The sequence below is a fragment of the Flammeovirgaceae bacterium SG7u.111 genome (assembly GCA_034044135.1).
GTDB lineage: Bacteria > Bacteroidota > Bacteroidia > Cytophagales > Flammeovirgaceae.
The window spans coordinates 7,143,618-7,169,221 of the sequence record CP139021.1; the positions used below are offsets into that span (position 1 = coordinate 7,143,618).

Sequence of the window (25,604 nt, forward strand, 5' to 3'; positions counted from 1 at the left end):
ATAAGGTGAAAAATTATACTATTTTCAAAAAGAGCTAATGAGAAAACATTCAGAACTAACTATAGCCCGGATAGAAAAATTCCGAGACTCTCTAAAGTACTCCTATTACTACAGCCTCACTCCCCTCAAAGCCCGATATCACAGAACCCGTGAGCCTATTTCTTATCATGATGCACTAAAGGCATCTTACCAAGAAATATTGCCAGGCACCAAGTGGGGGGCAAACTACGATTGTGCTTGGTTCGATTTTGAAGGGGTAGTACCAGCCGACCATGCGGGAAAAGAAGTGGTTGCCCTCATAGATTTGGGGGGTGAAGGTTGTGTGTTCGACAAAGAGGGTAATCCCGTACAAGGGCTTACCAATAAGCGGGTGGAATGGACAATGGCCGAGACCATTATCAAAAAAAGAGTCTACCTTTTTGAAGAAGCAACAGGCGGAGAGCATGTTCACCTTAGGGTAGATGCCGGAGCAAATAATATTTTGGGGGTAGAAAATGTACTGACCTACGAATCCATGGAAGATGGTGTTTTCAACCAAGCCGATTTGGCAATTTTCGATAGGCAAAAATGGCACATGTACATTGAGTACGACATGCTCACCAACCTTATGATGGAGCTGTACGAGAAAACTCGCCACCGAAAACTCTTGATTTATGCACTCAATGAAGTAATAAACAAGTTTGGGGATGGCACTCCTGAAGAAATTGCAGAATGCCGAGCTATCCTGAAAGTAGAACTCGACCGCAAAGCCAACTCTTCGGCCATAGAAGCTAGTGCCATTGGTCATGCCCACATAGACGTGGCTTGGCTGTGGCCCTTGAGGGAAACCGTAAGAAAAACATCAAGAACTTTCTCCACAGCCCTTCGGCTTATGGAAGAATATCCTGATTATAAATTTGGTGCAAGCCAGCCCGTGCTCTACGAAATGATGAAAGAGCACTACCCAGGGCTTTACGAACGCCTGAAAGCGGCCGTAAAGCGGGAACAATGGGAATGCCAAGGAGCTATGTGGGTAGAAGCCGACTGCAACCTTACCTCAGGAGAATCACTTGCGAGGCAAATTATATATGGAAAAAAGTTCTTCAAAGACGAATTTGATGTAGAGGTAAACAACCTGTGGCTTCCCGATGTATTTGGGTACAGCGCAGCATTGCCGCAGTTGCTCATAAAGTCGGACGTGGAATATTTCATGACCCAGAAGATTTCGTGGAACCAGTTCAACACCTTTCCTCACCATACTTTTATTTGGAAAGGACTGGACGGAACGCCTATTTTTTCCCATTTCCTCGCACCTAACAATTACCGTTCGGATGTGAGCTCAAAGGATTTGATAAACCTAGAAAGGGAAAATTTTGATACTGACAGAGTAGAAAATGCTCTTTTCTTATTTGGAGCCGGCGATGGCGGAGGCGGCCCTAGCAGAATTTATATTGAAAAACTAAGAAGGGCCAAAGACATTGAAGACTTACCTAAAGTTACCATGGAGTTTGCCCGTGACTTTTTTATAAAAGCAGAGAAAAACTCTCGTGACCTACAAGAATGGGTAGGGGAATTGTACCTCGAATTGCACAGGGGAACGCTAACCACCCATGCCCGTACCAAAAAGATGAACCGCCGTTTGGAATATCTTTTTAGGGAAATAGAATATTTTTATGCCGCTTACCTAATGGATAAATACCCGCAGGAAATGCTGGAAAAAAACTGGAAGATTTTATTGCTCAACCAGTTCCACGACATTATCCCAGGTACCTCGATTACGAGGGTTCATATAGAAAGCATGGAGCAATATGCTGCTGTTGAAAAAGAATTATTGGACACCTTAAAAGATGGTCACGAGCAATTTGTTGGCGCCATACACAACGAGCTCGAAGATGCGTATGTACTCTATAACAGCCTAAATTGGGATAGAAAATCTTCCGTAGAATTGAAAAAAGTCGCTTGGGAAAGTGTAGTAGACCAAGACGGCAATGCCATTCCTTCGCAAGTAATCACGCAAAATGGTAAAGAACGAACGGTGGTGGAAGTCGTAATACCATCGATGGGCTATATTGTGGTCGGAAATGGAGCTTCTCAGCACAAGGACGTTCTTGAAAACAACGCTGTTGCCTACGACAATATCCTCGAAAACGATAGAATTAAAGTCTTTTTCGACCTAAAAACAGGACAGATCACCCGACTTTTTGACAAGGAAGCCGAGCGTGAAGCCTTAGCTCCAGAAGCACGTGGCAATGCTTTCAAGCTCTACGATGACAACCCCAACCTCTGGGATGCTTGGGATGTAGATATTTTCTATGAAGAAACGAAATCGACTTCCCCTGAACTCGTTTCCATGGAAATTTTAGAGTCCGGTCCTATCAGGGCTGCCATTAAATTTGAGTATGAAGCCAATTATTATTCTATTAGCCAAATAGTGAGCATTAGTAGATATTCGAAACGGATTGATTTCAAAACTACCGTTAACTGGCAGGAAACGAATAAAATGCTTCGGGTAGAATTCCCAGTGAACGTACATGCAAACCAAGCTAATTTCGAGATCCAGTACGGCCATGTTCCCCGTCCAACCCATTACAATACCAGTTGGGATATGGCGCAGTTTGAAGTAGTAGGTCACAAATGGGCAGATCTTTCCCAGCCAAATTATGGCGTTGCATTAATGAACGACTGCAAATATGGATATAAGATCAAAGGAAACACGATAAACCTAAACCTCTTGCGCTCGCCCAAAAACCCCGACCCTTTGGCGGATATGCACATTCATGAGTTTACCTATTCACTCTTCCCACACTTAGGCAACCATATTCACAGCAATGTGATTAGGCAAGCTTACCAGCTTAACATCCCTCTTTATCCTATCAAAACTGGAAAACAGGAAAATGAGCAAAAGCTTCTAAAAAGTTTGGTAAGGGTAGATAGGTACAACGTGATAATAGAGGCAGTGAAAAAAGCCGAATATTCTAATGATATTATATTACGAATGTACGAAGCTAATGGGGTAGATTGTACCGCTGTCATTGATATCGATTTGCCTTTCAAGGAAGTTTGGCTGTCAAATATCGTAGAAAGAGACTTGGAGAAACTTTCGGTAGAAAACAAGCAGCTTAAGATGAAGTTCAAACCATTTGAAATACACACCATTCGATTAACATCTTAACACACCAATAACGTAACATTACTATGAAAAAAACAATCATCCTTTCGTTTATTCTCGCCACTTTTGCTGGTTGGGCAAGTGCCCAAAGCCCCGTAGGCCAATGGAAAACAATAGACGATGAAACCGGTAAAGAGAAGTCGATAGTAGAGATTTTTGAAAAAGATGGAAAACTATTTGGGAAGGTGATGAAACTCATTGACCCCGAAGAAGAAAACCCAAAGTGCGATGAGTGCGAAGAAGATGACGACAGGTACAATCAACCTGTAATTGGAATGGAGATTATTAGGGACTTGGAGCAAGACGGAGAAGAGTGGGAAGACGGAACGGTAATGGATCCCGAAAATGGCAAGATCTATTCTTGCAAAATATGGCTTGAAGACGAAAAAACGCTTAAGCTGAGAGGCTACATAGCATTTTTCTATCGTACGCAAACTTGGTATAGAGTAGAGTAACGGTTAGTTGAATCGTTTCCCTTTGAAGGGAGCTAAAAAAAGTGTTTTTTTGTAGCTACTTAATCGCTATCATTTTTTTAAACTAAAAGCTCTATCGTTTAATGAAAAACAAAATATTAGTAACCGGCGGATGTGGCTATATCGGATCCCATACCATTATCGAAATCATCCGAAGTACAAATTACGATGTCATTTCTGTTGATAACTGTGTGAACTCAAGCCCTGACACCATGGACAGGATTGAAAAAATCACCGGAAAGAAAGTCAAAAACTACGATGTGAATCTTTGCGACAAAGAAGGAACAGCAAAAATTTTCCAAGAAAATGAAGATATCGCTGCAGTAATCCACTTTGCGGCCCTCAAAGCTGTTGGCGAGTCGGTGGAAAAGCCACTTTGGTACTATGAAAACAACATCAACTCACTGCTAAATGTACTTTCTTGCTGCGAAAAATTTGGGGTTGAAAACTTTATCTTCTCATCTTCTTGCTCTATTTACGGAAATGTTGATAAGTTGCCAGTAGCTGAAGATACTCCTATGAGTGAGCCAGAATCACCTTATGCCCACACCAAAAAATTGGGCGAAGAAATGATCCAGCAGATCATTAGGGGTAAACAAATAAACGCGATTGCACTTAGGTATTTCAACCCTGTAGGAGCAGACAAAACTGGCTTGAATGGAGAAGCTCCGATCAATAAGCCAAATAACCTTGTGCCTGTAATTACCCAAACTGCGGCAGGAATCATCCCTAAAGTCACAGTATTTGGCTCTGATTACGATACCCGCGACGGCTCTTGCATAAGAGATTACATCCACGTTTCAGATATCGCCGATGCGCACATAAAAGCGGTAGATTATTTACTAGAGAAGAAAAATACGGAGAAATACGAAGTATTCAACCTAGGTTCTGGCGATGGGGTGACCGTACTAGAGGTAATAAAAGCTTTTGAAAAAGTAGCTGGGCTTGCCCTCAACTATGACCTTGGCCCCAGAAGAGCTGGCGATGTAGTAAGTATCTATAGCGATAGCTCTAAGGCAGAAAAGCTTTTGGGCTGGAAAACCAAAATCGGGCTGGATGAAATGATGGAAAGTGCTTGGAAATGGGAACAAGTTCTCATTGAAGAAAGGAAAAAATAAGAATTAGCGCTTGAAAAAAGTCTTTATTTTTTCGATGATATACTGCTGTTCGCCTTCTTGCAAACCAGGGTAAATAGGCAAACTCAGACAAGTTTGGGAGATTTTCTCGGCAACGGGGAAATCTCCTTTTTTATAGCCCAAATATGCACACGCTTTTTGCAAATGGATGGGAATGGGGTAGTGCATCAACGTACCAATTCCATTTTTTTCTAAATAACCCCTCAATTCCTCCCGCCTTTCCGTCCTAATAACATATTGGTGAAAAACATGCTTGGTTTTAGGCAAAGTAAAAGGAAGTACAAGTTCTTCCATATCGCCTAAGCCTTCGGTATAGCTCTTCGCAATTTTTATTCGCTCCTCGTTCCACTCTTCCAAATAGCCCAGCTTTACTTTTAACACGGCAGCCTGAATTTCATCCATTCTAGAATTCACGCCCACTTCGTTGTGGATATATTTCTCGCCCATACCCACATTTCTCAAAACCTTCATTTTTTGGGAAAGAACTTCGCTATCCGTTGTAATGGCTCCAGCATCGCCCATCGCACCAATATTTTTTGAGGGGTAAAAACTGGTCGCACTCATCAAGCCAAAACTTCCCGTTTTTTGCCCTTCGTACACCGAACCTTGTGCTTGAGCATTATCTTCTATAATAGTCAATTTATGAACCTTGGCAAGTTGCATTAACTTGTCTATTTGGCAAGGTTGCCCATACAAATGAACAGACATCAGAACTTGAGTTTTTGAAGAGATAAATTCTTCTATTTTTTGATTATCAAGGTTATATGTTTTTTCGTCCACATCTGCTAGCACTGGTTTCAACCCTGCATGAATTACTGCTAGAACGCTGGAAATAAAGGTATGAGCTGGAAGAACTACCTCCGCTCCTTTTTCTAGTTCCAAAGCTTTAAGGGCGATGAGCAATGCATCCGTTCCGCTATTTACCCCAACACAATGCTTCGTACCTATGTATTTCGCAAAATTCTCCTCAAACACCTCCAGCTCCTTACCTAACAAAAAACTTGAAGATCCCAACACCCTTTCAAAAGCATTTTTGAGTTCTTCAGCGCATTGCCCGTGCATGTAGCCAAGTGAAAAAAAGGGGATTTTTTTATTCATGGTCAAGCCTGTAAAAAGCCATTTCGTTATCGGAAAACAGAACAGCCGTTTTTTCGTGCATTAGTACAAATCGAAAATCCCCCTCAGGTATTGTGATGGTTTTAGTCGTAGAATTGTACAAGTTGATTTCGTTGATTGTACCTTCTCCCAAAAAATAAAGATTGTTTTGGTAGAAGTTGACCTGATTGGCCTCTGTATAAGGTAACGTTTTTATCAGGTTACCAAATAGGTCAAAAATCTTAATCCCAATGGAAGTGTTGAAATAAAGCAGGTTTTGGTACTCGCGAATATGCTTGAGCGTAAAGTCTTCCGAAACCACCAAGTCCAAGGGCACTTCCAGAAAAACTTCCCTTGTTTTCAAATTCAACTTTTTAAGGCTAAAAGACACTTGATCGAAAGCCCAATAATTATCATCGGCGGCAGGGGCTGCCATAGTTACAAACCCAAAATCGAAATCAGAAAAATAATAGGTTTCCCCTTTGCTAAGCTGCCTATCGAACAAGGTTAGTTGTTGGAAATCTTGATAAAAGGCAAAGGTATTAACCGTTTTCCAAGCCTCAAGCAAGGTGATTTCGGCAGGTTGAGCTGGAGAATAGGTATTCAAGAGCTCACCTTTAGGATCGTATTTCCTAATCACTCCATCTTCAATGGCTAGGTACAAATTCCCGTAAGTATCTGTGCTGACTTTTTTAGGCGTATCAATACTTTTTTTATAAAGAAAATGAAGAGTTTGTGCCGAAGTAAGTGTAGAAAACGAACTCAAAAAGATCAGGGTAAAAAAAATCAGGGCGCTATGTCTATTGAGTTTTTTCTTCATTAAAAGTCAATATATCCATTTTTTCACCATCGAAAACGCCATAAGTATAAAGCGTTAACCATTCGCCTATATTTATATAGCGACTATTTTCCCCTACTTTCAGGTCAAGCCTGAGGTGCCTGTGCCCAAATATATAATAGTCGAAATGCTCTTCTTGTTCTATTGACTCGGCATATTTCCAAAGCAGTTCATTCTCCTCGTTGAAGGGCTTCCCTGTTTTCATCTGCTTCTTTTTCCGGGTAGTGGACCAATAATTTGCCACAAATATGCCCAGATTGGGATGCAAAAAACCAAATAACCATTGGCAAACCTTGTTTTCAAACACAACCTTTAAAAGCTTGTACGAATAATCGCCTGGTCCTAGCCCATCACCATGGCCGAGCAACATTTTTGTTCCATTAATGATTAGCGTTTGAGGCTTGCGGTAAACTTTTACGCCAAGCTCTTTGGTGAAATAATCAAAAATCCAGAGGTCGTGGTTACCCGTGAAAAAACTAATTTCTATGCCCCTGTCAACCAATTCGGCTATTTTCCCTTGAAAACGGATATAACCCTTGGGAATCACGCTTTGGTACTCAAACCAAAAATCGAAAATATCGCCTACCAAAAAAATATGCTTGGCATCGTGGGACACAGCCTCGAGCCATCTAACTATTTTTTTCTCACGATCGCGACTATCTTCCCTTGTGGGAAAGCCCAAATGAAAATCTGAAGCAAAATATACTTTTTCGCCTGGCGATAACTTTATTTCCATCTCAACTAAATCAGTTCATTACAAATGGATAAAAAACAAACAAAAAAGCCAACAAACTGAATACAATTTGTTGGCTTTTGAAAATCTTGGTATGGAAAGACTAAAATCTTTTTTCTTTGATTTTTGCTGCTTTTCCTTTTCTTCCTCTTAAGTAGAACAATCTAGCCCTTCTTACTTTACCTTTTCTCACAATATCGATTTTCTCGATATTTGGAGAAATCATAGGAAAAATTCTTTCTACAGCAATGCCGTTAGAAATTTTCCTTACGGTAAAAGTCTCACCGTTACAGCCCTTGTTCCTAATCTGAAGAACAGTTCCTTGGAACTGCTGGATACGTTCTTTGTTTCCTTCCCTGATTTTTACGTGTACGTTCACAGTATCACCAGCATGGAATTCAGGAAGTGATTGCTTTTTTTCAGCGTACTCCTGCTCTACTATTTTTATTAAATCACTCATTATTGATAGGGAATTTTATTTGCTTCAAAATTAAGGAGTGCAAATATAGGACATTTCGTTTGAAAAATTCATAACAAATTTCATTAAATTCCTTGTGAATGAGGGTTTTCCCTCCTATTTATAAGTATTTCAGGTCTTTTTTCCTCTAGTCAAGCCTAAATTTCTAGCATATCACAAAATCCTACCCATTGTTACCCCCTACTTGGCTTACACTTTCTTGCACAATCAAGAACTATATATTGGTTTACAACTCTGTTAAAACCAATTGAACAATCTATACTTTGAGTAAGCCGACATTTTTTTTGTCTCTATCTTCAAATAAAAGTTAAGGAGGCGTTAGCTAATTGATATAAAGAGTTTCAACCCAAACACAACATCGGTCTTGTTTTTGCAAAAATCACAGCAACTAGACACCGAAACTATCCAATCAGACTTATGAACTTCTCAAAAATAAAAATTGCCGGACTTACATTATTATTTCTAGCCTCCTTAGCTTTCACTTCTTGCCAAAGAAAAACCGCTTTGGAACGTCAAAATCCTTCTTGGCAAACTTGGCTGCCTAGCCAAAATAAGAAAATGAAAAAGATGAACAAAAAGATGAAAAAGCACCAAAAGCGAAACAGAAAGGGCTGGTGGTAATTTTATAGCTTTTCAGCTATCGCTTCCGCCAATTGCTCCAAGTATTTTTTGTCTACTTCATCGAACGTATTTAACTCTACGCTATCGATATCCAACACCATTGCAACTTCTCCATTTTTAATGACAGGTACTACTATTTCCGACCTAGATGCCGAACTACAAGCAATATGTCCAGGAAAAGCCTCCACATCAGGTACCACAATCGTTTCTTTTTGAGCATAACTTGCTCCGCAAACCCCCTTGCCAAAGGCTATTCGGGTACAGGCAACTGGTCCTTGGAACGGCCCGAGCACAAGTTCGTTTTCTTTTTTGAGGTAAAAGCCTACCCACAAAAATGAAAAAGCCATCTGCAAAGCAGCAGACATATTAGCCAAGTTCGCCACCAAATCGGTTTCGAGACCTATCAGCGCCGAAATTTGTGGTAGTAATGATTCGTATTTCGCTTGTTTGTCCGCAGATACGGGAATGCTTATATCTTCAGCCATTTGACTTTTTTTGCTTTTAGTTCGATAAGTTTGGAGCTACTTGACAGACGTTAACCCCAATACTTAAATAGAAGTTTCGGCAAAGATAAAAATTCTGCTTTTGAGGCCAACCTTAATTTTATCTCTACAACCGATAGAAGTCCTGCGAATACTTTCTATTTTTAAGGAAAATCCGCCGATGAGGTATTTGTATTATTATTACCTTACTTATTAAGGTTAACTAACCGACACTATGAAGGAGAAAAAGTATAACATACTTTATGTTGACGATGAAGAAAGCAACTTGAGGATTTTCAGGGCTGCTTTTAAACAATACTATAATATTTTTTTAGCTGTAAATGCTGCGGAAGGGCTAGAGGTTTTACAAAAAAATGAAATCCACCTGATCATTACCGACCAACGTATGCCCAAAATGACTGGGGTTGAATTTCTGGAAAAGGTGATTGATGATTATCCAGACCCTATTCGAATCATACTAACAGGCTTTAGCGATATAGAAGATATCATCAGGGCATTGAACAAATGTAGTATCTACCGCTACATAGTGAAGCCTTGGAACCGTGAGGAAATGAAGCTCACCATAGATAAAGCCTTGGAAGCTTTCCAGCTCAGAAGGGACAATTCGAGCCTTGTGAATGAGCTAAAGGGCATCAACAATAGCCTAGAAGAAAAAATAAAAGACCGGACAGGTGAGCTGATTGAGGCTAACAAAATGATGCTTCAGGCTAAGGAAAAAGCAGAACATGCCTCAAAGGCAAAGGAAATATTCCTCTCTACCATGAGCCACGAGATTCGTACTCCTCTCAACGCTATTATTGGTATTTCCCACCTTTTGGCAAAATCTGAGCTTACCGCCGAGCAAACGGAAAACGTGGAAATATTAGAGTTTTCTGCTAAAAGCCTTTTATCGCTCATCAATGATATTCTTGACCTTTCAAAAATTGAAGCTGGTAAAATAGAACTAGAAAAAATAGAGTTCAATTTGCTCACGCTCATGAAAGGAATTTATAAAAGCCTTGCTCCTAGAGCCGATGAGAAAAAACTCCTTTTTGATATTGAACTTGATGATGAACTCCCTGAAGTATTGCTTGGCGACCAAGTGCGCTTAGGGCAAATCCTCAACAACCTTTTGAGCAATGCTATCAAGTTTACCGAAAGTGGAACAGTTACTTTATCGGCAAAAGTTCAGGCTTTAGAGGACAACAAGGCAACAATTCTTTTTTCGGTAAAAGATACAGGTATTGGAATCCAAGATGAGTTGAGAGAAAAAATATTCGAAGACTTTTCCCAAGCAAGTTCGGACACCACCCGCAAATTTGGCGGCACAGGTCTGGGGCTCTCCATTACCAAAAGACTGGTAACCATGCTGGGCGGCACCATTGAGCTGGAAAGCATTATGGGACAAGGGTCTGAGTTCAAATGTGTGATAACTTTTGAAACCAGTGCTGTTACCGAACAAGAGTTAAATGGCGAAGACAAAAACCTGCAGGTGAGAGACCTTAAAGGCCTTAAAGTGCTTGTGGTAGAAGACAACAAATTCAACCGAACCATTGCCAAAAAATTCTTATCCAACTGGAATGCTACTATCGACTTTGCCTTCAATGGGCTAGAAGCGGTTGAAAAAATGCAGGCGGATACTTCTTATCAATTCATTTTGATGGATATTCAGATGCCTGAAATGGATGGTTTCCAAGCTACTGAAGCTATTAGGCAACTAAGCGGGGATTACTACAAAAACCTTCCTATCATCGCCCTTACAGCATCTACATTGCCTGGAGAGCGAGAAAAAGTACTTGCCGCAGGAATGGACGATTTCATCATGAAGCCTTTCAACCCAGATACATTGTACGATACCATCGTCAAATTCTCGGAAGGAAGAAATGGACTGAAGCCTTCTCAAGGAGAAGATTCTCCACCTTCCGTATCTGTACCAGAAAGCCCGGAAAGATTACAGATCAACTTCGAGCGCTTCAAAAAAATGACGGAAAACGACAATGCTTTCTATATGGAACTGCTAGACATGACCGTAGAAGACTATGAAATGTTCAAAGACGATTTCCGTGGAGCTTTTCTTTCTTCAGACTTTAAAGCGATGAGCGAACTGTCTCATAAGATTAGACCCAGTATGATCGTAATGGGCATGGCTTGGCTCGATGAAGAAGTAATAAGTCTTCGTCAAATGCTAAAAGAAGGAAAACTTGACCATGTAAGCGTACTTGAAAAAAGAGTATTCGAAGGTCTTGACTTTGCTTTGCAAAACCTGAAATCAGAAGCAGAAGTCGTGAGAAAAATGCTTTAAGCCCTCTCAGCATATTTTGTAAACAAATCTCTGAGCTGACGGAAAACTTCGATTCTTAACAAGTATTTAAATCAAAAACGAAGTAAAAAGCTTCATAGAATTTGTTTTTTATTTTTAATAATGTAAAATTTACACTTATATATTTTTTGTACGACACTTTTTTGTTAGAACAAGCACGTATTCAACCTGATTATTATCACAATTTGGCATACCAAAACAAAAAGAAAATGAGCAGCAATAATTATGTAATCGGCGTAGACTATGGCTCCGATTCTGTCAGGTCAGTCGTAATAGATGCGGTAAATGGAAATGAAATAACCGCAGCGGTACAGTATTACAGTCGCTGGGCAGAGGGAAAATACTGTGTTCCTGCCCAAAACCAATTTAGGCAGCATCCCTTAGATTATGTAGAAGGATTAGAGAAAACAATAACCAAGGCTTTGGCAGAAGCTGGAAATGAAGTAAGAAAAAATATCAGAGGCATTACCGTAGATACCACAGGCTCAACCCCCGTGGCCGTAGACAAAACAGGAACTCCTTTAGCACTTACTCCCGGATTTGAGGAAAACCCAAATGCCATGTTCGTACTTTGGAAAGACCACACCTCAGTAAAAGAAGCGGCTGAAATAAATGAACTTGCCCACTCATGGGGTGGAGTGGATTACACCCAGTATGTTGGTGGAGTTTATTCTTCGGAATGGTTTTGGGCCAAATTGCTCCATATAATCAGGGAAGACGAATCGGTAAGAGAAGCTGCTTATTCTTGGGTTGAACACTGCGACTGGCTTCCCTTTTTACTAGTTGGGGGAGAAGATGTTACCCAAATGAAACGAAGCAGGTGCTCTGCTGGACACAAGGCTATGTGGCACAAAGAATACGAAGGGCTGCCTTCCGAAGAGTTTTTAGTCAAACTCGACCCGCTTTTGGCAGGATTGAGAGATCGCTTATACAAAGACACCTACACCTCCGATGTGCCAGCAGGCAACTTGTCGACTGGTTGGGCAGAAAAGCTTGGACTTTCTACGGATGTAGTGGTAGGCGTGGGAGCATTCGATGCGCATATGGGTGCCGTTGGGGGGCAAATTGAACCTTATTACCTTAGTAAAGTAATGGGTACTTCTACTTGTGATATTTTGATAGCTCCTACCAAAGAAACTGGTGATAAGCTTGTGAAAGGAATTTGTGGACAAGTTGATGGATCTGTTGTTCCGAACATGATGGGCTTAGAAGCTGGTCAGTCAGCTTTTGGCGATGTATATGCTTGGTTCAAAAGAGTATTGGCTTTCCCTGTTACTGAAATTTTAGGAAACACAACTTTAGTTGACGAGAAAACTAAAAATGCCCTAATAAACGAAGTATTGGACGGAATTATCCCGAACCTTTCCAAAGCTGCTTCAGAAATTCCTTTGGAAGAATCTAGCATTATAGCGCTTGACTGGATGAACGGAAGAAGAACTCCAGATACAAACCAACTCCTCAAAGGAGCAGTTTTAGGCTTGAACTTAGGAAGCGATGCACCTCGAATATTCCGCGCATTAGTAGAAGCGACATGCTTTGGTGCAAAGCTGATTGTAGATAGATTCATCAATGAAGGTGTAAGAATTGAAGGCTTGATAGGACTCGGTGGTGTAGCCAAAAAATCTCCATTTGTAATGCAGACCATGGCAGATATCATGGATATGCCGATCAAGATAGCCAAATCTGACCAGACTTGTGCCTTAGGCGCAGCTATGTTTGCCGCTACCGTTGCAGGATTGTACCCAACTGTAGGCGAAGCATCCAAAGCAATTGGCGGCGGGTTCGATGCCGAATATACCCCAAACCAAGCTAACGTAGAGAAATACAAAGAGCTTTATGCAAAGTACCAAGCATATGGCGAGGTAATAGAAAATCAAATCATGAAAGATAGCTTATAAGCACCCCAGTACTATTTTAATAAAAGAACTTCATCATGATAACCAATGCTTTATAGCACAATAGGTTATACTAATTTTTAATCAAACACTAAAAAAATGAGTTCATATTTAGATATAAAAAAAGAAGCTTACGAAGCTAATATGCAGCTCCCAGAGCTAGGGCTCGTACTTTTTACTTTTGGAAACGCTAGTGCTGTAGATAGAGAAAAAGGCGTTTTTGCAATCAAACCAAGTGGTGTTGATTACGAAAAACTGAAAGTTGAGGATATGGTGATTGTTGATTTTGACAACAACATTCTTGAAGGAGAAATGAGACCCTCTTCTGATACAAAAACCCATGCGGTACTTTACAAGCACTGGGAAAATGTTGGTGGAATTGTGCACACTCACTCTACATACGCAACCGGCTGGGCACAATCTCAGCTTGACATCCCAATTTTTGGTACTACCCATGCTGACCATTTGGCTGCGGATATCCCATGCGCACCTCCTATGTCAGACGAAATGATCAAAGGAAATTATGAACACGAAACAGGTTTCCAAATTATGGGCGCCTTCAAAAAACGTGGAATTTCTTACGAAGAAGTAGAGATGGTACTTGTTGCCAACCATGCTCCATTCACTTGGGGGAAATCGGTTAAAAAAGCTGTGTACAACAGCGCAGTTTTAGAGGAAGTTGCCAAAATGGCCTTGATCACTCGCCAAGTGAACCCCAATGCCCCGAAATTAAAAGACGCACTCATCAAAAAACACTACGAAAGGAAGCATGGCGACAAATCCTACTATGGGCAATGTTAGGTATTAAAAAAATATGTCAAATAATTTTTTTCCTAACAAAACAAAAATTGGTTAGCTAATTTTTAGGAAATGAATAAGTTGCATCATAAAATTGTTATTCAAATGTAGTATGGACTAACGTTCATATTATTTTGGGTATTTGTGAAGTTTTGTGAAAAAAAGCTGACCTTGTCGGCTTTTTTTCCTGTTTTAAAGGGACACTACTTCACAATAAGACCTTGATTTCCTCTTGTTACAACCCAAAATTGAAGCCCGATGCTTTCAATTCTTCGTACCTATTCTTATCAAACTTATACAAGTAAGCACCCTTTCTAGAGGTACTTTTATCTTTCTCATCTAATTTTGTCAACAATTTCATTGAGTGGAGCTTTTTGCTAAAGTTCCTCGGATCATACTCCGTTTGGTTTATTGCTTCGTAAAGGCTACGAAGCTGGGGAATGGTAAACTTCTCAGGAAGCAATTCAAAACCAATCGGCTCGGTTCGAGTTCTCCTCCTCAACCTTCCAAGAGCTTTTTCCACCATATCTTCATGATCAAAAATCAAGCTGGGGTGTTGGGTTACAGTGAACCACTTGGCCCCATGCAGCTTGGCCAACTCTTTGTTGTAGCTATCTACTTTGATTAGTGCATAATACGCAACTGAAACAGTTCTCGCTATTGGGTCTCGGTTCACGTCACCATAGGCAAAAAGCTGTTCCATATACACACCAGTCAGCCCCGTTAATTCTTCTAATATTCTTTCTGCTGCATCGTCAAGGCTCTCATCTTGTTTCAAAAACCCACCCATGAGCGACCAATTATCTTTTTCTGGTTCAAAACCTCTTTTGATCATGAGCATCTTAAGCTCCTGACCGTCAAAACCAAAAATAATATTGTCAAGTGCAATTAAATGTTGAGAGTGTTCGCTGTATAAATTACTCATCCTGATAATTAAAGGTATAACTAGTTGTTAGCTCTTTTTTCGTGATTTTATACTCACTAATGCCCGACCCACTTTTCAAGCATTTTTTTAGTGAACCGTACCTTAGCTTGTTAAAATTAAATTTTTATGGTGATAAACTGGGCTTAAAGATACCAAAACAAATATAAATACCCTTTATTAACCCCTCACTTAAATCCTATTTTTCATTTGGCAAAATAAATCTAAGCACTTATATTTCAATCGATAAAAAAACTTGCGTGTTTTATTTTATTGAGGCTAACTTTGCCCATGGTTAGAAATTTCTTTTTAGAAAACACATTAATAAGTTTACCATTCAACTTAACAGAGAACTAAAAAAAGTGCAATGTAACTACTTCTGTAGCAAGAGCAGAAGTAGTCGGTAGTGCATTATCCTATAAATTAAAGCTTTGGAGGAAAAAAAAATTAAAATATTACGGGTAATAGCCAGATTGAACATTGGAGGACCTGCAATCCACACCGTTTTATTGACTTCGGCACTGAACAACGACAACTTTTCTACAAAGCTTGTTGCAGGAAATATTTCATCTAACGAAGGTGACATGAGCTATTTAGCCGACCAAAAACAGGTATCGGTGCAATACATTCCACATTTGCAAAGGGAAATATCTCCTGCAAAAGATTTCAAAACAGCTTTGAGCTTGTGGAAAATAATAAAAGACTACCGTCCAAACATCATCCACACACATACGGCCAAGGCGGGATTGGTCGGCAGAGCCTGCGCCTTATTATTCAATATGGTGTACCGAACCGACATCAAAGTGGTGCATACATTCCACGGCCATGTGTTTCACAGCTATTTCTCGCCCCTAAAAACAAAGTTTTTTATCCTTTTGGAAAGGGCACTTGCCGAATTTTCCGATTTAATAATCACGATTACGCCAAAACAACAGGAGGAAATATTATCTTTGAAAGTAGGGAAAAGACTTAAAAATAAAGTGATTCCTCTTGGATTAGATTTAGATAAATTTTATTATTTTAATAAAAACAGTAATTTTATCTACCAGCAATTTAGAATAGACCCATCAAAAAAACTTATCGGAATTGTAGCCAGATTTGTTCCTATCAAAAATATCACACTGTTTCTCAAAATAGCAAGAAGTTTGCTCAATAAGAGAGATGATATCCATTTTGTGTTAGTTGGAGACGGAGAGGAAAGAGAATTATTAGAATCTAGTTGTAAAAAATTAAATATAGAGGAGCACGTTACCTTTACAGGTTTTGTGAATGACCTCCCGAAAATTTATGCCGATTTCTATTTAACCTTGCTTACATCTAACAATGAAGGTTCGCCAGTATCTATAATCGAGTCGATGACTAGCGGAACTCCTGTAGTAGCAAGTAATGTAGGAGGGGTGCCAGACTTATACAAAGAAGAAGCAAAATGGATGCTTTGCGAACCCGACAAAGTTGATGATTTTGTAAAAGCTACCGAAAAGCTTCTGGATCACCCTGAATTAGCAAATGAAATTGGCGAACTTCACAAACACGATACCTACAATAAATATAGTTTTTATAGACTCGTAAATGATTTAACCTTAGAATACAACAAGTTAGTATCATGAGCCAATACCTACTCTTAACCGGAGGAATTACAGGATTTATTACTGCTTTTTTCCTCACGAACATTGTAACCAAAACCTCTAACATCAACAATATTGTTGACAAACCACGGGCGGACCGGTTTCACACCAAAACCACAGCTTTGCTTGGAGGGGTTGCGGTGAACTTTAGTTTTCTGCTCACCCTCTTCTTTTTTGAGGCGATACCAATGGTGTGGCTAATCTCATTAATCTGTTGCTTATTTGTCAATGTGTTTTTCCTATTCAAAAGAAAAGCCATTGAATTTGTATTAAGCGCAGTATTTACCATATGCCTCTCACTAATCATGCTTTGGTTCATGGATGGTATTTTTCCTGAGAAAAAGTTTTTATGGTTAATAGCTACTTCACAAATCATATTTTTGGTAGGGGCTTTTGATGATGCTATAAAGCCTGTTTTTGCCTCCAGCAAGTTCGCTTTTCAGCTTTTAGCAGCACTTTTGCTTAGCTTGGAAATCGACCCTTTGGACTTTATCCCTTCTCCTTTCAACCATGTTTTCACTATTTTCTGGATTGTAGGCATCTCTAATGCTTTCAATCTGATTGATAACATGAATGGATTGTCCTCTGGTGTAGCAGCTATTTCCGCCATTTGCTTCTCAATTTTCAACTTTTATACAGGGCAAGTTTTTCTAGGAAGCCTAGCTCTTATGCTCGCAGCAGTACTTTTTGGATTTATTCCCCACAACTACCCTAAGGCAAAAATATTCATGGGCGACTCGGGTAGTTTGCTTTTAGGTTTTTTACTTGCAGGGTTTTCACTGTTCGGAAGCTGGGAAAACCTTACTACTTTTGATGTAGCAGCCTTACTTCCTATCTGCGTATTAGCCTATCCTATTTTCGATGTTGCATTTGTGAGTATTACCCGAACTAAAGAAGGGAGACCTGTTTATATCGGCGGCAAAGACCACACTTCTCACCTGCTGGTAAAAACTGGGCTAAGACCATGGGTAGCTGTTTTCTGCATCTATATCCTTGCGTCTATTACAGGATCTATTGCATTGCTTCTCGCTAATTTATCTTTGCCTTATGCCATCACCACCATGTTCATCGTGGTAACCTTCCTATCTGCCTTTGGGTATACCCTCAGGAAGATAGTACAAGTAAGCCAACGAAAAGTAAAACTTAGGCAGATTCGAGCTGAAAGAAAACAAAGAATGAGAGCAGAGGCAACGGGTACTTTTTAATTTGCATTTTTTAATCAGAGGCCTTTATACAAGGCTCAAGATTTCAAACTTGTGCAACCCTTTCTATTGAGGTTGCTCTTATAAGCACTCATTGTATTTCCATCAAATTGAAGCCAACTAACCGCCATTTAGAGGAAGAGTTAAAGATTATTGAAAAAGCAAAAACAAATCCTGCTGCTTTTTCAGATCTGTATGATCGGTATTACAAAGATATTTTTGTGTTCATCAATCGAAGGACGGAAGACACAGAGCTCACTGCTGACCTCGTTTCCCAAGTTTTTTTGAAAGCGATGACCAACTTAAATAAGTACGAGTTCAGGGGCTTTCCATTCTCTTCTTGGCTTTATAGAGTGGCAACAAACCAAGTCAACGAGTTTTTTCGTAAATCAAATAAACAGCGTACAGTCTACCTAGAAGAACACCATGTGGATAACTTGATGGGCGAGGTAGAGGAGCATAAAGATGATAAAATGCACCTGCTCATCAAATTACTAGAACAACTAAATGAAGACGAAGTTTTTTTGTTAGAACTCAGATTTTTTGAAGAAAAACCTTTTAAAGAAGTGGCTTATATTCTCGATATTACCGAAAGCAACGCTAAAGTGAAAATTTATAGAATTTTAGATAAGCTGAGGAATATTGCAAAAAGAAATGAAGCCTAATTGCGTGATATAGGAGATATGGGAAGTAAATACAAAATAAAAATCAATGAGCCAGCCCCATCAGAAGTGGAGATCAATAAGCATAAAAACTTCAAGAGGGTGCTTACAAAATATCGGAAGCAAAGGAAAACAACTAGGCTTCATTCATTGGTAAACAAGATGAACAAGTTTATCCCGCTTCTAATTATTATTTTACTAGTATTGATTTTACTCTTTTTTGGAAAGGTTTGGTTGGCGGTAGGAAAGTAACCCTCTACTAGTTAATCACTATTTTTTCACCTAAAAACTTTGGCTCTGTTTCCGTCACATAAAGATCAATAAACAATTTTACCCGGGCAAAAAGCTCCCTTGTTTTAACTTTCAAACCTCCAGAAAGCGTTAAATCTTGCGCATTGAACCCCACTGCATCTATTCCGGCTTTTCTTGAAATATACACAGCTCGCTTATTTTGAAAGCCTTGCGAAATAATGGTGAATTTGCTTTGCCCAAATACTTTATTGCAGCGAATAACCGAATCTAAGGTTCTGAAGCCAGCAAAATCCAAATAAATATCTTTAGCAAGCACTCCAAGCTTCACTAGCTCTTTCTTCATATCAATAGGCTCATTGTAATAAATAGTACCGTTATCCCCACTTAGTAATAAGCTTTTGACCTTGCCCAAATGATATAGATTTGCTGCCGCTTTCATTCTATAATGAAAATATGGATTTATCCCACCAGACCTCAAATATTTACTCGTGCCCAGTACCAACCCAACCCTATTCTGAGGCAAATCATCATATTGTTCAAACACGAACTCCTCGGAATAAGATTCCACTAGTAAATTACAGCAAATCAAGGGAGCAAACAACATGGCAAAGCAAATCAAAAAGATACTGATTAGTTTTTTAACCGGAATGATTGAGGCAAATGTCTTCATAAACCTATCTGAAATAATAAATATTCAACTAGTTGTTTTGAAGTTATGATTGTCAGCTGATTAGGAGCTTAGTTAATAGGTTGCCAAGTCATTTTACAAATAAGATTATACTTAGGCTAGTTCCCCTTTCCTAGGTATGACACTTAAATTGAGAAGAAAGTCAGGAATGATGAATAAAACCTCCTATTTAGACTCAAGTTAGTGTTTAAACATTATTACAATCTAGTAAAATAACAGTGGAATTGCAAGAAATTCCATGCAAGCGACATGCCTCCAACATAGAATTTCTTTTTTAAAACACCTTTTGATATCCAAAAATTCAATCTACCACAAAAAGTGGTGGATATTTCTCGTCGTGGTCAGTAGCATCTTGGTAAGCTTTCACAAACGCTAAAATTGTTGCTTCATCAAACAGATTCCCCAAAAAGCTGATGCTCGTTGGGCTTCCTTTTTCATTGAAGCCATTGGGCACGACCACACAAGGGTGACCTGTGAGGTTAGTAACTAACAACTGATTTCCACCAAAGCTTGGAGTGATGATCACATCATAGTCTTTGAACAGTTCATTCACTTTTTGAACCAGTAAATAGCGAACCCTATTCGCTTGGATATATTCCACAGCAGGAATAAGTCTTGCTTCACGGAAAACATTAGGCCAAGCATTTTTGATTTGCCTTACCAATAGATCATCTTTATCGCTAAGAGTAAGTTCTTCAAAAGCGGCAGCAGCTTCAGCGGATAAAATCAAACGAAGCGCACCAATGGGCAAACCATCGGGCATTTTTACTTCAACGGGTTCTATTCCCATCTCTCTAACTGCTTCTAAAGATGCTTGGTCATTTTCTTTGTTTGAATAATCGGCATCAAAAAACTCTTTGAAATAGCCCACTTTTAATGTGGAAATATCTCTGTTAGCTTTAAAGTTGAAAGGGGCATCAACTATGGTTTGGTCTAACCCATCCGAACCTCTAATTGCATCAAACACTAAGGCACAATCTTGCGCCGACCTACAAATTGGCCCAATTTTATCCATGCTCCAGCTTAATGCCATAGCGCCAGCGCGGCTCACCCTGCCAAAGCTTGGTCGCAAACCCGAAACACCGCAGCGAGTAGAGGGAGACACTATTGAGCCCAGGGTTTCCGTACCAATGGAAAAAGCAACAAGCCCAGCAGAAGTAGCTGAAGCAGAACCAGCCGAAGACCCGCTAGAACCTTGAGATAGATCCCATGGATTTCGGGTTTTTCCTCCAAACCAAACATCGCCCCAAGCAAGTGCGCCAAGTGTAAGCTTTGCCACTAAAACCCCACCAGCATTTTCTAGCTTCTTGGCAACCGTAGCTGTTTCATCAATCAACTGATCTTTGTAGGGCATTGCTCCCCATGTAGTTTTATAGCCTTTTACAGCCAACAGATCTTTTAACCCATAAGGTATTCCGTGTAATGGGCCTCGGTAAGTACCATTTGCCAATTCTTCATCTGCTCTTTTTGCTTGCTGCATGGCCAGATCTTCGGTAAGAGTTACCACGCACTGTAGGGAATCGCCATATTTTTTAAGACGGTCAAGGTAAATTGTCGTCAGCTCAACGGAAGAGATTTTTTGGGATTTGATAAGGCTAGCCAGTTGAGCAACGGTATAAAAGGCTAAGGTTTCCTTGTTCTCTGGAAGTGCTACGTCTGTTGGGATTCCATAATCTATCGTTTCCTGATTTTGGGAAATACTAAATTCTGTGGGAATGGGATTGAAATTGATAGAAGGAGGTACATCGTTCGGAAGTTCAAATTCCCGCAGGGCTTTGTAAGCATCTTTCATTTCATACACACCGTCCCTCAGCGAATCTCGTTCAGCTTGGGTAAAGCTTAAGCCAAGTACTTTTTCTGTTTCGGCTATATCATCCACCGATTGCTGGGGTGCTGAACATGAATTGATCATCACCCAAAAGCCTATAAAGGCTAGTTTCGTCAAATTTCTCATCTTATCGTAGTTTTTGTGGTTGTTGAAAGTCTTATTAAAACTAACTTTTTATTCCGAACCTTAAAAAAATACATGGAATCCATATGTTTGATTTCTGTGCCCTAGCTAAAGAAATATCGATCATTTGAAAATTACTTTCCCCATTTCATTCATAGGAAATAGGAAGCGTTAATTTTGCCCTCCTAGCTAATCGTCAATTGATTAAAGTGAAAAAAGAAACCATCATAAAGTACGGGAAATTTCTAGTAAAAATCGCATTGACCTGCGTTGCGCTTTATTTTGTGTTCCAAAAAATTGATTTTAGGGAAACTTGGTCGGCTATCACAAACATACACCTTGGTTATTTTGCCTTAGCAGTACTTGCTTTTAATGCCTCAAAAATCATTTCCGCTTTTCGGCTCAATTTATTTTACGACTACCTCAAGCTCTGGCTAAGGCAGGGCTACAACCTAAAACTGTATTACTTAGGTATGTTTTATAACCTCTTTCTCCCTGGAAGCATTGGTGGGGACGGGTACAAGGTTTATCTGCTCAAGCAGCATTTTGAAGTAAAAACTAGGCAACTCATAAGTGCAACCTTGCTCGATAGGCTCAGCGGAATGCTTGCATTGGGCATGCTTGCTTGCCTTTTCACTATCTTTACCGAGTTTCCCAAATACCTTCCGTATATTGACTATGTCGCCGCTTTTGCTACACTGATTGCCATACCCGCTTTTTACTTCATTGTAAAGTACTTTTTCACTCTTTTCAAACCTGTTTTTTTTCCGACGCTGCATCTTTCTTTTTGGGTACAGGCTAGCCAAGTTATATGCGTGATTTTTCTGTTGAAAGCGCTAGGTGTAGAAACATATTACACCGAATACCTCGCATTATTTCTCTTATCGTCGGCAGTCTCGGTGCTGCCTATTTCTATAGGAGGAGTAGGTGTAAGGGAGTTGGTTTTCTATTATGGAATAGGGCTTTTGGGCGAAGACGTAACCCAAGCCATAGCACTCAGCTTATTATTTTTCATTATCACAGCTTTTTCTTCTTTAGTGGGCTTTCCTTTTGTTTTTAACCTTGGAAAACCTGTATCTAGAAAGGAAAATCTTACCGAAAATTCTATTGCTAATAATTAGCTATAAAACTCAAAAGTTACTAGATCAGATAAATGGTATTTGAAAAATTCCTTGGTAACTTAAAGGCTAAATTCATTGAGTGAAAAGGAATTTTTTTGCCCAAGAATTTAATCACAAATACTCACCTAAAAAATATTGAAAATGAAAAAAACCAACCTATTCACATTAGTTTGCCTCGCTATTTCAGGCATCATAGCCAGCTGTTCTTCACCCAAGGCTGAAGAGGCTCCGCAAAAACAAGTAAAAGAAGGTGCTCCAAATATCGTCTTTATCTTTGCCGATGACCTTGGCTATGGCGACTTGGGCTGCTTTGGCGCTTCCGATATCAAAACCCCCAACATAGATAGGATTGCTAGCGATGGCATCAAGTTCACCGAATTTTATTCTGCTTCGCCTATTTGCAGTCCTTCGAGGGCAGGCTTGCTCACTGGCAGAATGCCCCAGCGAATGGGCATCAACGGTGTTTTTTTTCCTGAAAGCTTTACAGGAATGCCTTTAGAAGAAATAACCACAGCGGATATGCTAAAAGAAGTAGGCTACACCACGGGCATAGTGGGCAAGTGGCACTTGGGGCATCTTGAGAAATTCCTACCGCTCCAGCGAGGTTTCGATGAATACTACGGAATTCCATACAGCAACGATATGGAAAGTGTAGTTTATTTGGAAGGCAATGAGGTAGATTCTTTTAAAGTTGACCAACAGTACACCACGCAGACTTACACAAAAAAAGCGGTTGATTTTATAGATAGGAATAAAGCTGAGCCTTTCTTTTTGTACATAGCCCATAGCATGCCACATGTTCCAATTTATGCTTCCGAAAAATTCTTGGGAACTTCTGAAAGAGGTTTGTACGGGGACGTAATCCAAGAGCTGGACTGGAGCGTAGGTGAAGTGCTTAAAAAGCTAGAAGCAGAAGGGATTCTTGAAAATACGCTCATCGTATTTTCGAGCGACAACGGCCCTTGGCTGGTGATGGAAGACCATGGCGGTTCGGCAGGCGAGCTGAGGGAAGGAAAGCAATATACTTTTGAAGGAGGAATGCGAGTGCCCACCGTGGCTATGTGGAAAGATAAAATTCCTGCTGGTTCGGTCTACGACGATATGGCCTTGCAAATGGATTGGTTTCCTACTTTTGCCAACCTCTGCGGCGGAACAGTCCCTACCGATAGGCCCATAGATGGGGAAAATATCAGTGAGGTTTTATTAGGAAAAGGTAAGCGGAAAGGCGATAACTATTTGTATTATGACAATGCTCTGCTAGAATGCTACCGCAAAGGTGAATGGAAAGTGAAGCTTCCTTTCAAAGGATATTCTCCACAAGATTGGAAAAAAGGAGTTCCTGCTCACGATACGCTTTTGGTCAACCTCAAAAACGATCCGGGGGAAAGAATTAATTTGTACGAGGAAAGTCCTCAAAAAGCAATTGAGCTACTTGCAGAAATGGAAGAGGCACGAAAAGCTCTGGGCGAACTTCCTCCCAGCTTACATATACGCAGTGGTTCTGATAGGAGTCACTATAAATATTTGAATGCGAAGCATAAAAACGATGGAAAGTAGCACCGATCCATTGCCGAAATAAAAAACAAGACCAGTTCCATATGATAGGAGCTGGTCTTGTTTTTTATAGCTTAGCCAAGCTATTTTCTTGCAACAAAACTCTCCAGACCTTAACTTGTACCTATTCAAAAAATCCTACACTTAACTTTTGAAAATGAAGCTTTTTGGCAGTACTATCAAAGAAACAGTAGAAGTTCTTTTCCCTTCCAGCAAAAAAGAATACGATTGGGAAACTGTTTACCCCGAATTAGCCGAGCGTCCAATCGCTTCAAAAAAGCAAGCGATACCACCTCAGAAACTAGATAAAGTGGTAGAAGAAACCTCAGGAGAAGAACCTATTTTACCTCCACCTTCTCCAGTCCCAGTAGCAAAAGCTGCTACAGCTTCCCATGACAGAATGATAATCATCATGCGCTTTTCCATCACAGTTTCAGTAATTGGTTTTTCCATTTACCTTTATCTTCACCCAGAGTTGGATGGCAAAGGTTTGGCAAATACGATGATTGGCGCAGTGGCGGGCTATTGGCTCAAGTAAAGCAGTCACAAAAAAAACCTTCCCGCTAAGGAAGGTTCTTATAAATTTTTCAGTTTAGAGGAGAAGAAACTAAACAGTTTTTGCTTTGGATTCTTCCAATGCTCTTGCCATAGTTTCACCTATGTTGGCAGGAGATTCTACTACAAACAACCCACATTCAGCCATAATTTTCATTTTAGCTTCAGCAGTATCTTCAGCTCCACCAATGATTGCTCCTGCATGACCCATTCTACGGCCTGGAGGCGCTGTTTGACCAGCAATAAAACCAACAACAGGTTTGCTTCCGTTTTCTTTGATCCACTGGGCAGCTTCCGCTTCCATCTGTCCACCAATCTCGCCTATCATGATGATACCCTCGGTAGTTGGGTCTTCCATCAAAAGCTGAACAGCATCTTTTGTAGTAGTACCAATAATTGGGTCACCACCAATGCCAATACAAGTAGACTGTCCCAAACCAGCTTTGGTAATCTGGTCTACTGCTTCGTAGGTAAGCGTACCAGAGCGAGAAACAATACCAATAGTACCTGGGTTGTGAATAAAGCCTGGCATAATACCAATTTTAGCTTCACCTGGAGTGATTACACCTGGACAGTTAGGTCCGATCAAGCGAGAGTCTTTGTCTTCAAGATACGATTTTACTTTGATCATATCTTTGATCGGAATACCCTCCGTAATAGCGATTATTAACTCGATGCCTGCATCTGCTGCTTCCATAATTGCATCCGCTGCAAATGCAGGTGGAACAAAAATGATAGAAACATCGGCGCTTGTTTTTTTAACGGCTTCAACTACGGTATCGAAAACAGGTAAGCCTAAATGCTCTTGACCGCCTTTGCCAGGAGTAACACCACCAACCACGGTGGTGCCGTACTCAATCATTTGCGATGCGTGAAAAGAACCTTCGGATCCGGTGAAACCCTGAACTATAACTTTAGAATTTTTATTTACTAAAACGCTCATTATCGGAGTTTTTATTTATGATAAATATGAACAAAAATATATGATCAAAGTCAAAAAATAGTCAATTATTTGCGGTTTTTCATTTTTCATTTAATTGAGAAGCAGCTATTTC

The 25,604-nt window shown here is 40.0% G+C and carries 21 protein-coding genes; 12 read left to right on the forward strand and 9 right to left on the reverse strand.

All coding sequences use genetic code 11. The annotated features are described in order from the left end of the window. The first annotated feature begins 37 nt into the window (after positions 1-37). The 3 genes from R9C00_27540 (at position 38) to galE (ending at position 4,739) form a co-directional block, all read left to right on the forward strand. Positions 38-3,151 carry an alpha-mannosidase gene (locus tag R9C00_27540; GenBank protein ID WPO35454.1) on the forward strand — a complete coding sequence of 1,038 codons (3,114 nt, stop codon included), beginning with the start codon at positions 38-40 and terminating at the stop codon, positions 3,149-3,151. Positions 3,152-3,174: 23 nt separating this feature from the next. Beyond that, a complete protein-coding gene (locus R9C00_27545; protein WPO35455.1) occupies positions 3,175-3,603 on the forward strand; it encodes a DUF2147 domain-containing protein in 429 nt (142 codons plus the stop codon). 101 nt (positions 3,604-3,704) lie between these two features. Next, positions 3,705-4,739 (forward strand): UDP-glucose 4-epimerase GalE, encoded by a 1,035-nt coding sequence (gene galE, locus R9C00_27550; GenBank protein ID WPO35456.1) that lies wholly within the window; start codon positions 3,705-3,707, stop codon positions 4,737-4,739. A 3-nt stretch (positions 4,740-4,742) separates the two neighbouring features. On the opposite strand, the gene R9C00_27555 is transcribed toward galE, so the two are convergent. The 5 genes from R9C00_27555 to R9C00_27575 all read right to left on the reverse strand — a co-directional run bounded on the left by R9C00_27555 (position 4,743) and on the right by R9C00_27575 (position 9,007). Further along, a complete protein-coding gene (locus tag R9C00_27555; GenBank protein ID WPO35457.1) occupies positions 4,743-5,855 on the reverse strand; it encodes a DegT/DnrJ/EryC1/StrS family aminotransferase in 1,113 nt (370 codons plus the stop codon). Then, entirely contained in the window at positions 5,848-6,672 is an 825-nt protein-coding gene (locus R9C00_27560; GenBank protein WPO35458.1) for a hypothetical protein, read from the reverse strand. Before R9C00_27560 ends, R9C00_27555 begins: the two co-directional genes overlap by 8 nt. Then, positions 6,653-7,426: a UDP-2,3-diacylglucosamine diphosphatase gene (locus R9C00_27565; GenBank protein WPO35459.1), complete on the reverse strand. Its 774-nt coding sequence runs from the start codon at positions 7,424-7,426 to the stop codon at positions 6,653-6,655. Before R9C00_27565 ends, R9C00_27560 begins: the two co-directional genes overlap by 20 nt. 100 nt (positions 7,427-7,526) lie before the next feature. After that, positions 7,527-7,883 carry a 50S ribosomal protein L19 gene (gene rplS, locus R9C00_27570; GenBank protein WPO35460.1) on the reverse strand — a complete coding sequence of 119 codons (357 nt, stop codon included), beginning with the start codon at positions 7,881-7,883 and terminating at the stop codon, positions 7,527-7,529. Between the two features lie 641 nt (positions 7,884-8,524). Then, positions 8,525-9,007 (reverse strand): GAF domain-containing protein, encoded by a 483-nt coding sequence (locus R9C00_27575; GenBank protein WPO35461.1) that lies wholly within the window; start codon positions 9,005-9,007, stop codon positions 8,525-8,527. A gap of 232 nt (positions 9,008-9,239) precedes the next feature. Here R9C00_27575 and R9C00_27580 point away from each other — a divergent pair, with 232 nt between their 5' ends. The 3 genes from R9C00_27580 (at position 9,240) to R9C00_27590 (ending at position 14,020) form a co-directional block, all read left to right on the forward strand. Next, entirely contained in the window at positions 9,240-11,306 is a 2,067-nt protein-coding gene (locus R9C00_27580; protein WPO35462.1) for a response regulator, read from the forward strand. Positions 11,307-11,533: 227 nt separating this feature from the next. After that, entirely contained in the window at positions 11,534-13,222 is a 1,689-nt protein-coding gene (locus R9C00_27585; protein ID WPO35463.1) for a ribulokinase, read from the forward strand. Positions 13,223-13,318: 96 nt separating this feature from the next. Next, positions 13,319-14,020 carry an L-ribulose-5-phosphate 4-epimerase gene (locus R9C00_27590; GenBank protein WPO35464.1) on the forward strand — a complete coding sequence of 234 codons (702 nt, stop codon included), beginning with the start codon at positions 13,319-13,321 and terminating at the stop codon, positions 14,018-14,020. A gap of 232 nt (positions 14,021-14,252) precedes the next feature. On the opposite strand, the gene R9C00_27595 is transcribed toward R9C00_27590, so the two are convergent. Next, positions 14,253-14,942 carry an NUDIX domain-containing protein gene (locus R9C00_27595; GenBank protein ID WPO35465.1) on the reverse strand — a complete coding sequence of 230 codons (690 nt, stop codon included), beginning with the start codon at positions 14,940-14,942 and terminating at the stop codon, positions 14,253-14,255. A 428-nt stretch (positions 14,943-15,370) separates the two neighbouring features. On the opposite strand from R9C00_27595, the gene R9C00_27600 reads away from it, so the two are divergent. The 3 genes from R9C00_27600 to R9C00_27610 all read left to right on the forward strand — a co-directional run bounded on the left by R9C00_27600 (position 15,371) and on the right by R9C00_27610 (position 18,431). Then, the gene (locus R9C00_27600) at positions 15,371-16,546 is read left to right on the forward strand and encodes a glycosyltransferase (protein ID WPO35466.1); all 1,176 of its coding nucleotides are present in this window, start codon (positions 15,371-15,373) and stop codon (positions 16,544-16,546) included. Next, the gene (locus tag R9C00_27605; GenBank protein ID WPO35467.1) at positions 16,543-17,769 is read left to right on the forward strand and encodes an MraY family glycosyltransferase; all 1,227 of its coding nucleotides are present in this window, start codon (positions 16,543-16,545) and stop codon (positions 17,767-17,769) included. Before R9C00_27600 ends, R9C00_27605 begins: the two co-directional genes overlap by 4 nt. A 107-nt stretch (positions 17,770-17,876) precedes the next feature. Continuing rightward, entirely contained in the window at positions 17,877-18,431 is a 555-nt protein-coding gene (locus R9C00_27610) for a sigma-70 family RNA polymerase sigma factor (GenBank protein WPO35468.1), read from the forward strand. A gap of 256 nt (positions 18,432-18,687) precedes the next feature. Here the strand turns inward: R9C00_27610 and R9C00_27615 are convergent, their stop codons facing one another. Together R9C00_27615 and R9C00_27620 are read right to left on the reverse strand one after the other, a co-directional pair. Further along, entirely contained in the window at positions 18,688-19,350 is a 663-nt protein-coding gene (locus R9C00_27615) for an ElyC/SanA/YdcF family protein (GenBank protein WPO35469.1), read from the reverse strand. Positions 19,351-19,669: 319 nt separating this feature from the next. Beyond that, complete coding sequence (locus R9C00_27620; GenBank protein WPO35470.1) at positions 19,670-21,322, reverse strand: amidase; 1,653 nt, start codon at positions 21,320-21,322, stop codon at positions 19,670-19,672. Positions 21,323-21,528: 206 nt separating this feature from the next. Here R9C00_27620 and R9C00_27625 point away from each other — a divergent pair, with 206 nt between their 5' ends. The 3 genes from R9C00_27625 to R9C00_27635 all read left to right on the forward strand — a co-directional run bounded on the left by R9C00_27625 (position 21,529) and on the right by R9C00_27635 (position 24,532). Then, positions 21,529-22,440: a lysylphosphatidylglycerol synthase transmembrane domain-containing protein gene (locus R9C00_27625; GenBank protein WPO35471.1), complete on the forward strand. Its 912-nt coding sequence runs from the start codon at positions 21,529-21,531 to the stop codon at positions 22,438-22,440. Positions 22,441-22,581: 141 nt separating this feature from the next. Then, a complete protein-coding gene (locus R9C00_27630) occupies positions 22,582-23,997 on the forward strand; it encodes a sulfatase (GenBank protein WPO35472.1) in 1,416 nt (471 codons plus the stop codon). A gap of 154 nt (positions 23,998-24,151) precedes the next feature. Next, positions 24,152-24,532, forward strand: coding sequence for a hypothetical protein (locus R9C00_27635; GenBank protein ID WPO35473.1), 381 nt, complete (start codon positions 24,152-24,154; stop codon positions 24,530-24,532). A gap of 69 nt (positions 24,533-24,601) precedes the next feature. Here R9C00_27635 and sucD read toward each other — a convergent pair whose 3' ends face one another. Continuing rightward, positions 24,602-25,492: a succinate--CoA ligase subunit alpha gene (sucD, locus tag R9C00_27640; protein ID WPO35474.1), complete on the reverse strand. Its 891-nt coding sequence runs from the start codon at positions 25,490-25,492 to the stop codon at positions 24,602-24,604. Between the last annotated feature and the right edge of the window lie 112 nt (positions 25,493-25,604).

Coding starts and splice junctions, on each gene's coding strand:
- R9C00_27615 (WPO35469.1), bottom strand. CDS start 19,350: ATGAAGACATTTGCCTCAATCATTCCGGTTAAAAAACTAATCAGTATC.
- R9C00_27630 (WPO35472.1), top strand. CDS start 22,582: ATGAAAAAAACCAACCTATTCACATTAGTTTGCCTCGCTATTTCAGGC.
- R9C00_27560 (WPO35458.1), bottom strand. CDS start 6,672: ATGAAGAAAAAACTCAATAGACATAGCGCCCTGATTTTTTTTACCCTG.
- R9C00_27565 (WPO35459.1), bottom strand. CDS start 7,426: ATGGAAATAAAGTTATCGCCAGGCGAAAAAGTATATTTTGCTTCAGAT.
- R9C00_27620 (WPO35470.1), bottom strand. CDS start 21,322: ATGAGAAATTTGACGAAACTAGCCTTTATAGGCTTTTGGGTGATGATC.
- R9C00_27580 (WPO35462.1), top strand. CDS start 9,240: ATGAAGGAGAAAAAGTATAACATACTTTATGTTGACGATGAAGAAAGC.
- R9C00_27575 (WPO35461.1), bottom strand. CDS start 9,007: ATGGCTGAAGATATAAGCATTCCCGTATCTGCGGACAAACAAGCGAAA.
- R9C00_27585 (WPO35463.1), top strand. CDS start 11,534: ATGAGCAGCAATAATTATGTAATCGGCGTAGACTATGGCTCCGATTCT.
- R9C00_27635 (WPO35473.1), top strand. CDS start 24,152: ATGAAGCTTTTTGGCAGTACTATCAAAGAAACAGTAGAAGTTCTTTTC.
- sucD (WPO35474.1), bottom strand. CDS start 25,492: ATGAGCGTTTTAGTAAATAAAAATTCTAAAGTTATAGTTCAGGGTTTC.
- R9C00_27545 (WPO35455.1), top strand. CDS start 3,175: ATGAAAAAAACAATCATCCTTTCGTTTATTCTCGCCACTTTTGCTGGT.
- R9C00_27590 (WPO35464.1), top strand. CDS start 13,319: ATGAGTTCATATTTAGATATAAAAAAAGAAGCTTACGAAGCTAATATG.
- R9C00_27540 (WPO35454.1), top strand. CDS start 38: ATGAGAAAACATTCAGAACTAACTATAGCCCGGATAGAAAAATTCCGA.
- galE (WPO35456.1), top strand. CDS start 3,705: ATGAAAAACAAAATATTAGTAACCGGCGGATGTGGCTATATCGGATCC.
- R9C00_27605 (WPO35467.1), top strand. CDS start 16,543: ATGAGCCAATACCTACTCTTAACCGGAGGAATTACAGGATTTATTACT.
- R9C00_27555 (WPO35457.1), bottom strand. CDS start 5,855: ATGAATAAAAAAATCCCCTTTTTTTCACTTGGCTACATGCACGGGCAA.
- rplS (WPO35460.1), bottom strand. CDS start 7,883: ATGAGTGATTTAATAAAAATAGTAGAGCAGGAGTACGCTGAAAAAAAG.
- R9C00_27595 (WPO35465.1), bottom strand. CDS start 14,942: ATGAGTAATTTATACAGCGAACACTCTCAACATTTAATTGCACTTGAC.